This is a genomic window from Streptomyces sp. NPDC057963, assembly GCF_042887155.1.
In the GTDB taxonomy this organism is placed as follows: domain Bacteria; phylum Actinomycetota; class Actinomycetes; order Streptomycetales; family Streptomycetaceae; genus Streptomyces.
Genome location: NZ_JBHVPX010000011.1, coordinates 147,369 through 154,927, shown reverse-complemented (window position 1 = coordinate 154,927; position 7,559 = coordinate 147,369). Strand labels below are relative to the sequence as shown.

Genomic DNA, 7,559 nt, shown 5'->3' with positions numbered 1-7,559 from the left:
GGTACACCGGCCACGACACCAACCCCTGGATCGGCATCCCCGGCCGCGCGGTGGACATCGGCGTCGCCGCCGACGGCACCGTCTGGCACGTCAACTCCGATGGTGCGATCTACCGCTACACCGGCGACCAGCCGAGCTGAACCCGGGCAGCAACCGCGAGGGGCCCTCGACCGGCACGTCAGGGGCCCCTCGTGGCTGAGTGTCCGGCGCGGCCGGTCCGCTGCCGCGTTGCCGCATTGCCGTCTTGCCGCGTTGCCCATCTTCGGCAACGGGAGCTCGTGGTCGGATCCGGGCGGCCGTGCGTTGCTGTCGGGACGTCGCAGCGCCCGCGCCGCTACCGCAGGCCGACCGCATGAGCTCACTTCCCGGCCGGCAGCGGTGTGGGCGTGCCGTGGATTCTGGCGACGCGTTCGCGCCAGGTGATGTGTTCGGGTTCCGGGGTGGCGGCGTAGCGGCATCGAGGGCATTCGGTTTCGCCATACAGGGGGCGGAAGACGTGGGGGTCGCCGGGGCCTGTGCATTCGATGCGTTCGGGGAGAGGTGGGCGTTCGCGGGGTTGGGGTTGGACGTTGGGTTCGGGGAGTTTCTGGATGAGGCGGTAGCGCAGGAAGCCGACTGCTGAGCGCACGCCGCTGTCGGGACGTTCAGCGAGCAGGGCGTGGCGCAGGTCGGACTCGCTCAGGCCGCGTTCCAGCCATTTGACGGCTTCCACGGCGAGTGTGCGGGCTTCGCGCAGGCCCAGGTGGAGTTCGCGGCGGGAGTGGCGCAGGGAGAGCAGGACCCGTTCCGCGCGGGCGAGTTGGACGGAGTTCGCCGTCGAGGGCGGTGGGGGTGGGGTCGGTTCGGGTGCCGGTGCGGACAGACCCGCGGGGGGCGGTGCGAACAGACCCGCGGGGGGCCGTGCGGGTGGTGGTGCAGGGGTCGGTTCGGGGCCGGGCGTAGGTGGTAGCGCGGGGGTCGGTGCGGGTGGTGGTGCGGGGTTGGGGTCGGGCGTGGGCTTGGCTTCGGGGGGTGGGTGGGGAGTGGTTTTATCACTGTGGTCTTCTACCGGTTCATAGCCACCGGCCGTCCGGGAGGCCGGTCCACCGACCGCCGGAAAGTGCGTACTCGGCGGCCGGGCAGGGAGCGGGGCGCCTCGTAGGTGGCGTGCCTGCTCACTCGTCAGGGGGTTGTTCGCGACCAGTTGCTCGGTGAGCCAGCGGCCGCCCTCACCCTGACTCCGCCATTCGTGCACGTACCCGTGTTCGACCAGCTGTTCCTTGGCCTTCTGGTACGCGCGGCCCTTGATTCCCAGCCTGCGGGCGAGTTCGCTCAACGGCTTGTACGCGGCATCGTCGGGAAGGCCCTGCACGTACAGGAGCAGGATCTTCGCGTCACTGCTCAGACGTTGATGACGTACGACATCGTGCGATGCCTTCGTATAGCGCGCGGACGGCGCGATAACATAACGCAGCATTTCCGGTGGGCCCTTTTCCACTGGTGGTGTAGGCCCTCGGTCGGTGTTGGCGCACCATCGGGGGCCGCTCTGCGTGTACGGAGACACACAGAGCGTGATGATTTCGTCACCGTACCGCACCTTCTCCATCTCCCGCCACGCGAACGGGACTTCGCGTCGACGCCGCGTCCCCGCGTCCGCGTGGCGCGTACGGGCGTCGAAAACAAACGGATTGCTCGAACACCGCGCTGCCGTACATGCTCGCTGCGCACGCCTCCACCGACGCCCGCGGCCACGACGCGGAGACCTACGGCATGTCCGAACTCACCGAACTGGACTGGCTGTTCGGCGGGATGCCTGGCTTGCCGCCGCCGGTCTCGACCCGAGCCGGCCCCGCACGATGCACCGCGTTGAATGCCGCTGTCGTACGGCGATGTGCACACGGCCCTGCCGGCCGGCCCCGCTTTCAACACCCAACTGGATCAGGAAGGAATGCACAGCATGATCCGCGCCATCGACCTCGCCGCCCTCAACACGGCGACCAAGTACCCGTCGATCCCCACCTACCACACGCTCGACCCGAAGGACGGCGGCCTCATCGAGGAGTCCGTCGCGTTCACCGGCGACGTGTACCTCACCGAGAAGGTCGACGGCACCAACGGCCGGATCGTCAGCTTTCCCAGCGGTGACTACGTCATCGGCAGCCGCGAGGAGCTCCTCTACGCCCGCGGTGACCTGATCGGGAACCCTGCCCTCGGCATCGCCGACGCACTGCGCCCCCTCGCCGACCGTCTCACTCCGCCCACCAGTGGGATCCGGATCCTGTACCTGGAGGTGTACGGCGGCAAGGTCACCGCGGCCAGCCGCGAGTACACCGGCAGCCGGGCCGTCGGCCACCGCCTCTTCGACGCCGCCGACGTCCCGCTCGACGTCCTGGAGTGGCCACGGGCACGAATCTCCAGCTGGCGTGAGGACGGCGGGCAGCGGTTCCTCGACGAAGACGCGTTGGCCCTGTCCGCCCAGGCCCAGGAGATCGACCTCGTCCCACGGCTCGCCACCGTGGGCGCGGACGATTTGCCGACCGGCATCGCCGAGATGCAGGCGTTCCTCGGCGATCACCTGCCGACGACCCACGTGGCCCTGGACGAGGGTGCGGGCGGCCACCCCGAAGGCATCGTGCTCCGCGACGGCAACCGCTCGGCGGTAGCCAAGGCCCGGTTCCAGGACTATCGGCGCACCCTCAAACGCCGCACCCAGCCCGCACGTCACCGCTGACCTCTTCGGGCCCGGCCGCAGTGAAGGCGGCCGGGCCCCACCGCTCCGCGCACACCCCACCCGTACGCCCTTGATCTACCTGCGTCACCGGGAGCGCATCGGCCGCCCCATCGGTCCCGCACAACGGCGGAGAACGGCACCCTGACCGAATTCGACGATTTGACTTACCCCTACATATCGAGAAAGCTAGATGCGTTCCCATGAGTCGCATGGAGAGGTGAAGAACAGTGGACCCCCTGGCCGTACACAAGGCACTCGCCAACCCCGCACGCCTCCAGTTCATGCAGTGGCTGAGGGAGCCGGAGAAGCACTTCGACGAGGACTCCTACCGGCAACAGGGGCTCGGATTCCACATCGGGGTATGCGTCGGCGACATCCAGAAGCATGCCGGGCTGGCGCAGTCGGTGGTGTCCGGGTACCTGCAGACCCTGAAGGACGCGGGGCTGCTCACCTCGGAACGCATCGGCAAGTGGACGTACTACCGACGCAACGAGCCGGTGATCGCGGAGTTCGCCGCGCACGTCCGCGACGAGCTGTAGGACCCGCGCCCGACCGTCACGCACCCCGCCCCCGGCCGCCACACACTCACTCCTTCAGCACTCTCCCGCAACTCAATGTATCTACTTTTCTAGATTTGATGAAAGGTCGCGATGCGAAAGTCCACCCTCACCGTCCTGGTACTCGCCCTCGGCGTGTTCGGGATCATCACCACCGAGATGGGCATGGTCGGTGTGCTCCCCCGGGTCTCGGCCGAGCTCGGCGTCTCACCGTCTGCGGCCGGGTGGCTCGTCGGGGCGTTTGCCCTGGTCATCGCCGTGACCGGACCGTTCACGACGCTGCTCGCCTCCGGCATCGACCGCAAGAAGGTGCTCGCCGCCGCCATCGCGGTGTTCGCCGTATCCAACGCCGTCTACGCGCTCACCACGCAGTACGAGGTGATGCTCGCCTTCCGCGTCGTCCCCGCCCTCTTCCATCCGGTGTTCTTCGCCGTCGCGCTCGCGACCGCCGCGCGGATGGTGCCGGCCGAGGACGCGACCCGGGCCACGACCACCGTGTTCGGCGGGGTCACCGTCGGTTTCGCCTTCGGCGTGCCGTTGACCTCGTACCTCGCCGAGCACGTGTCCCTGCCGTCGGCGTTCTGGTTCGGCGCGCTCGTCAATCTGATCGCCTTCCTCGGCATCCTGCGGTTCGTCCCGCCCATGCCCGTCGGCCAACGGGTCTCCTACGGCGCCCAGTTGAGCGTTCTCAAGCGGTCCCGGATGTGGCTGACCATCGCGTCGATCGTCCTTGTGTTCGCGGCGATGTTCTCGGTCTACGGCTACTTCGCCGAATACCTGGGCCAGGTCACGCACATGGACGGCACCTGGGTCAGCGCCATGCTGATGGCCTTCGGAATCGTGATGATCCTCGGGAACTTCGTCTTCGGCGGGCTGTTGCGGCGCAACCTGATCCGTACGGTGATCGCCTACCCCGTTCTGTGTCTGCTCGTCTACGTGCTCCTGTACGCCGTCGGCCCGTTGTTCGCGCCGATGGTTCCGGCCGTACTGATCTGGGGCGCCGTGCACTCCGGCGGGCTCGTCGTGAGCCAGAGCTGGCTGGCGCGGGACGCCGTCGACGCACCCGAGTTCGGCAACAGCCTCTTCATCTCGTTCTCGAACCTCGGCATCACCGTCGGAACCGCGGTCGGCGGCTGGGTCCTGGCCGCGTACGGCGCCCGTCAACTCGCCTGGGCCGGGGCCGGGTTCGCGGTTGCCGCACTGCTCGCCATGGCACTGCGGCAGAGTCTGGACCGCACCCGTACGCGCCCCGTGTCCCCTCCGCCGACCGACCGGCCCTCGGCGTCGATCAGCACCCAGGGGCCGCTGTAGGAGCTGCCCCCGCGTTCAGGATCACCTCGGCAGCTCCGTTCCGGCACGGCCGCACACCGAGGTGGCTCCTGCCCATCGGGATACACCACCGCCCCGAGGCGGCCCCACCGAAAGCGGCCCGGCAGTTGTCGTCGCCCGGTAGTCGCCGGCGCACGGTAGATCCGGCGGACGGTAGATCCGGCGCACGGTAGATACCGCCGCCCGGCTCGTCGCCGTTCGAGTCGAGGGCTTCGTGGTACCAACCTCCTGAGGCACCGCACCCGGCGCCGAAGGCCGGGGGACGGGAGCCGGGAGCCGGGAGCCGACAGGAAGGGAAACGGCCCATGGGAACGACGAGCACCGACATCGACGCGCAGGCCGGGGAGCGCGAGGACCTTCTCGCGATCGTCGCCGATCAGCGCGGCAACTTCCTCTACACCGTCGAAGGCATCAGTGACGAGCAGGCCGGCCTCACCACCACCGTCAGCGAGTTGACGCTCGGCGGCCTGGTCAAGCATCTCGGTGATGTGCAGCGGACGTGGCTCGCGGTGGTCGACGGTACGGCGCCGGTCGCGGTCGGCCCGGCCGATCTGGACCCCGACGGCAACCGGATGACCGAGAGCGAGACTCTGACCGGGCTGCTCGACGCCTTCCACGTGGCCGCCGCGGAATTCGACCGTGCGGTACGGCAGGAGCCCGACCTCGGGCGCCTCGTGACACTCCCGCAGTACCCGTGGTCGCCACCGGAGCCGATCACATGGAGCGTACGGCACGTACTGCTGCATGTCTTCCGCGAGATCGCGCACCACAGCGGGCACGCGGACATTATCCGCGAGGCCCTGGACGGCGCCGACACCACGGCACGCATGATGGAGACCGCCTCGCGCGGCGCCGACGCGAACAGCAGCGCCGAAGCGAACAGCAGCACCGATGTGAACAGCGGCGACTGACAGCAGGGGTCCGGAGCCCGTCCCGGGAGCCCGCCCCGAGCCCGCCCCGAGCGTGCGTCGGGCGTGCGTCGGGGCGGGCTCCGGGGACGCACTCCACTCCACGCACCCCGCGCCCGTCCGGAACCCGGAGTGGTCGCTCGCCGGTGCAGCGTACGAAGCGCATGCGGCCGAACGAGTGTCTCGCAGCCGGTCTCCAGGGCACACGACGGGATGTTTCTGGAGACTGGCCGTCGGTACGGAAGTGCTTTCCGGCCGCTCGTATCGAGGCGTCGATTTCCGGCCACAACACAACGCCCCTTACGCTGCAACACATCGGTCACCAACGGTCGGCCGGGAGAGAAGGGCGACAACATGACCTCCGAGACCAACACGCTCGGCACCATCGATGCCACAACTGCCGTACTGCAGGCGGAACTTCCGCGTCTGGAGCAGCACCAGCAAGCACTGGAGAAGGAACTCGCGACCGTCACCGAGCGCCTGGAGTCGGTGCGGACCGCGCTGACGGCCCTGCGTACCCTGTCCGCTTCCCCCGCTCCCTCCTCGAACACGGATGTGCAGGAGAGCAAGGCCAAGGAAGGCAAGGCGAAGGGCGTCAAGACGGAGGCCGAGAGCGTCACCGCTCCCAGGATCCCGCAGCAGGCTCAGGACTCCGTCGACTCCGCCACCCAGGCAGAGGTCCCGCAGGAAGCGGTGGAGACCCCGCAGGAGGCGGCTGAGGCCCCGCAGGAGCCCGCGACGGCCGCTCCCGCACGCCGTACCGCCCGGAAGGCGTCCGCCCCCAAGGGCCGCAAGCAGACGACCGCCAAGCCGAAGAGCGAGCGCGGCCAGGCCAAGAAGGCCACCGCCACCAAGTCGGTGAAGGCCGCCGAGCCCGCGAAGAAGGCCGCCGCCGCGAAGGGCAAGAAGGCCGCCGCACCGGCCAAGGCCGCCAAGCCCGCGAAGGCCACGGCCCCGAAGAAGGCAACGCCCGCCGCGCCGGCTGTCGACGACAGCGGCAGCCTCACCGAGATGGCTGTGAAGGTGCTGGCGACGTTCGGCGACACCCCCGTCCGTGCCCGTGAGGTCACGAAGGCGCTGGGGCGTGAGCTCACCCCCAACAGCATCAACACGGTGCGCAGCACGCTCGACCGGCTCGTCGCCACGTCCCGGGCCCACCGCGCCGGCCGGGGCCTCTACCAGGCGCCCGCCAACTGACGCCTCCCGCAAGGCGGCACCACGAGCGTTCGTCACCCGCCCTCGTTGCGGTCCTGGGACCACAACGGGGGCGGGTGATGCCGCTTCCGAATCCGGCGCCGGTGGTTGATCCCGGTGGATCGCCGTCCCGGTCCGTCTGTAGGTTGCCCGCATGTCTTCATCACTGCGCCTCGAAGAGATCACATCGGAGAACGTCGAGGCCGCCTGCCAGCTGAAAGTACGCCCCGACCAGGAAGGGCTCGTGAAGCCGGTCGCCTGGTCGCTGGCTCAGGCGTACGCGACACCCGAGCTCGCCTGGCCCCGGCTGGTCTTCGACGGTGAGCAGCTCGTCGGCTTCGTCATGGCCTTCTTCGACGTCCGGTTCCATCCGGACGAGCCGGATGACAAGCCGCGCTCCGGGCTCTGGCGGTTGAACATCGCCGCCGGCCAACAGGGGCGGGGGTACGGCACGTTCGCGGTGAAAGCGGTGTGCGAGGAGATTCGGCGGCGCGGGCAGACGCGTGCGACCGTGACGTACGTTCCCGGGGCGCACGGACCCGAGGAGTTCTATTCCAGGCTCGGGTTCCGGTCGACCGGGGAGACGAGCGGGGGACAGGTCGTCGCTGAGCTCGAACTCGGGGGCGCGTAGTTCCGCGTGTGCGGTGGCGGCGTGCTGGGTGCGTGCAGCAGGCGCGGTGGGTGCAGCAGGCGTGGTGGGTGCAGCAGGCGTGGTGGGTGCAGTGGGTGCGTGCCGGGTACGGGTGGCGGGCGCGCCGGTCGAACGTGCTGGGCGCGGGTAGCGAGCGCGCCGGGTGGGTGCCGCGCGCGGTGCGCGTTGTGGCCGGGAGAGGGCGCCGGGCGCTGCGCACCCGTGGGGCG

The 7,559-nt window shown here is 69.5% G+C and carries 7 protein-coding genes; 6 read left to right on the top strand and 1 reads right to left on the bottom strand.

Annotation, left to right across the window (positions count from 1 at the left end):
- Positions 1-358: 358 nt before the first annotated feature.
- Positions 359-1,456, bottom strand: a complete 1,098-nt coding sequence (locus ACFVT1_RS25320; RefSeq protein ID WP_389799360.1) for a hypothetical protein — start codon at positions 1,454-1,456, stop codon at positions 359-361.
- A 480-nt stretch (positions 1,457-1,936) separates the two neighbouring features.
- On the opposite strand from ACFVT1_RS25320, the gene ACFVT1_RS25315 reads away from it, so the two are divergent.
- The 6 genes from ACFVT1_RS25315 (at position 1,937) to ACFVT1_RS25290 (ending at position 7,329) form a co-directional block, all read left to right on the top strand.
- A complete protein-coding gene (locus ACFVT1_RS25315; protein ID WP_389799357.1) occupies positions 1,937-2,710 on the top strand; it encodes an RNA ligase family protein in 774 nt (257 codons plus the stop codon).
- A 227-nt stretch (positions 2,711-2,937) separates the two neighbouring features.
- Positions 2,938-3,249: a metalloregulator ArsR/SmtB family transcription factor gene (locus ACFVT1_RS25310; RefSeq protein ID WP_362205135.1), complete on the top strand. Its 312-nt coding sequence runs from the start codon at positions 2,938-2,940 to the stop codon at positions 3,247-3,249.
- Between the two features lie 111 nt (positions 3,250-3,360).
- Positions 3,361-4,578, top strand: coding sequence for an MFS transporter (locus ACFVT1_RS25305; protein WP_389799354.1), 1,218 nt, complete (start codon positions 3,361-3,363; stop codon positions 4,576-4,578).
- Between the two features lie 323 nt (positions 4,579-4,901).
- Positions 4,902-5,507 carry a DinB family protein gene (locus tag ACFVT1_RS25300; protein ID WP_389799352.1) on the top strand — a complete coding sequence of 202 codons (606 nt, stop codon included), beginning with the start codon at positions 4,902-4,904 and terminating at the stop codon, positions 5,505-5,507.
- Between the two features lie 351 nt (positions 5,508-5,858).
- Positions 5,859-6,701 carry a hypothetical protein gene (locus ACFVT1_RS25295; protein WP_389799349.1) on the top strand — a complete coding sequence of 281 codons (843 nt, stop codon included), beginning with the start codon at positions 5,859-5,861 and terminating at the stop codon, positions 6,699-6,701.
- Between the two features lie 151 nt (positions 6,702-6,852).
- Entirely contained in the window at positions 6,853-7,329 is a 477-nt protein-coding gene (locus tag ACFVT1_RS25290; protein ID WP_389799347.1) for a GNAT family N-acetyltransferase, read from the top strand.
- Positions 7,330-7,559 lie beyond the last annotated feature (230 nt).

Excerpts from the sequence above, each read along its gene's own strand:
- ACFVT1_RS25305 (WP_389799354.1), top strand. The coding sequence starts at position 3,361 with ATGCGAAAGTCCACCCTCACCGTCCTGGTACTCGCCCTCGGCGTGTTC.
- ACFVT1_RS25300 (WP_389799352.1), top strand. The coding sequence starts at position 4,902 with ATGGGAACGACGAGCACCGACATCGACGCGCAGGCCGGGGAGCGCGAG.
- ACFVT1_RS25295 (WP_389799349.1), top strand. The coding sequence starts at position 5,859 with ATGACCTCCGAGACCAACACGCTCGGCACCATCGATGCCACAACTGCC.
- ACFVT1_RS25290 (WP_389799347.1), top strand. The coding sequence starts at position 6,853 with ATGTCTTCATCACTGCGCCTCGAAGAGATCACATCGGAGAACGTCGAG.
- ACFVT1_RS25315 (WP_389799357.1), top strand. The coding sequence starts at position 1,937 with ATGATCCGCGCCATCGACCTCGCCGCCCTCAACACGGCGACCAAGTAC.
- ACFVT1_RS25320 (WP_389799360.1), bottom strand. The coding sequence starts at position 1,456 with ATGCTGCGTTATGTTATCGCGCCGTCCGCGCGCTATACGAAGGCATCG.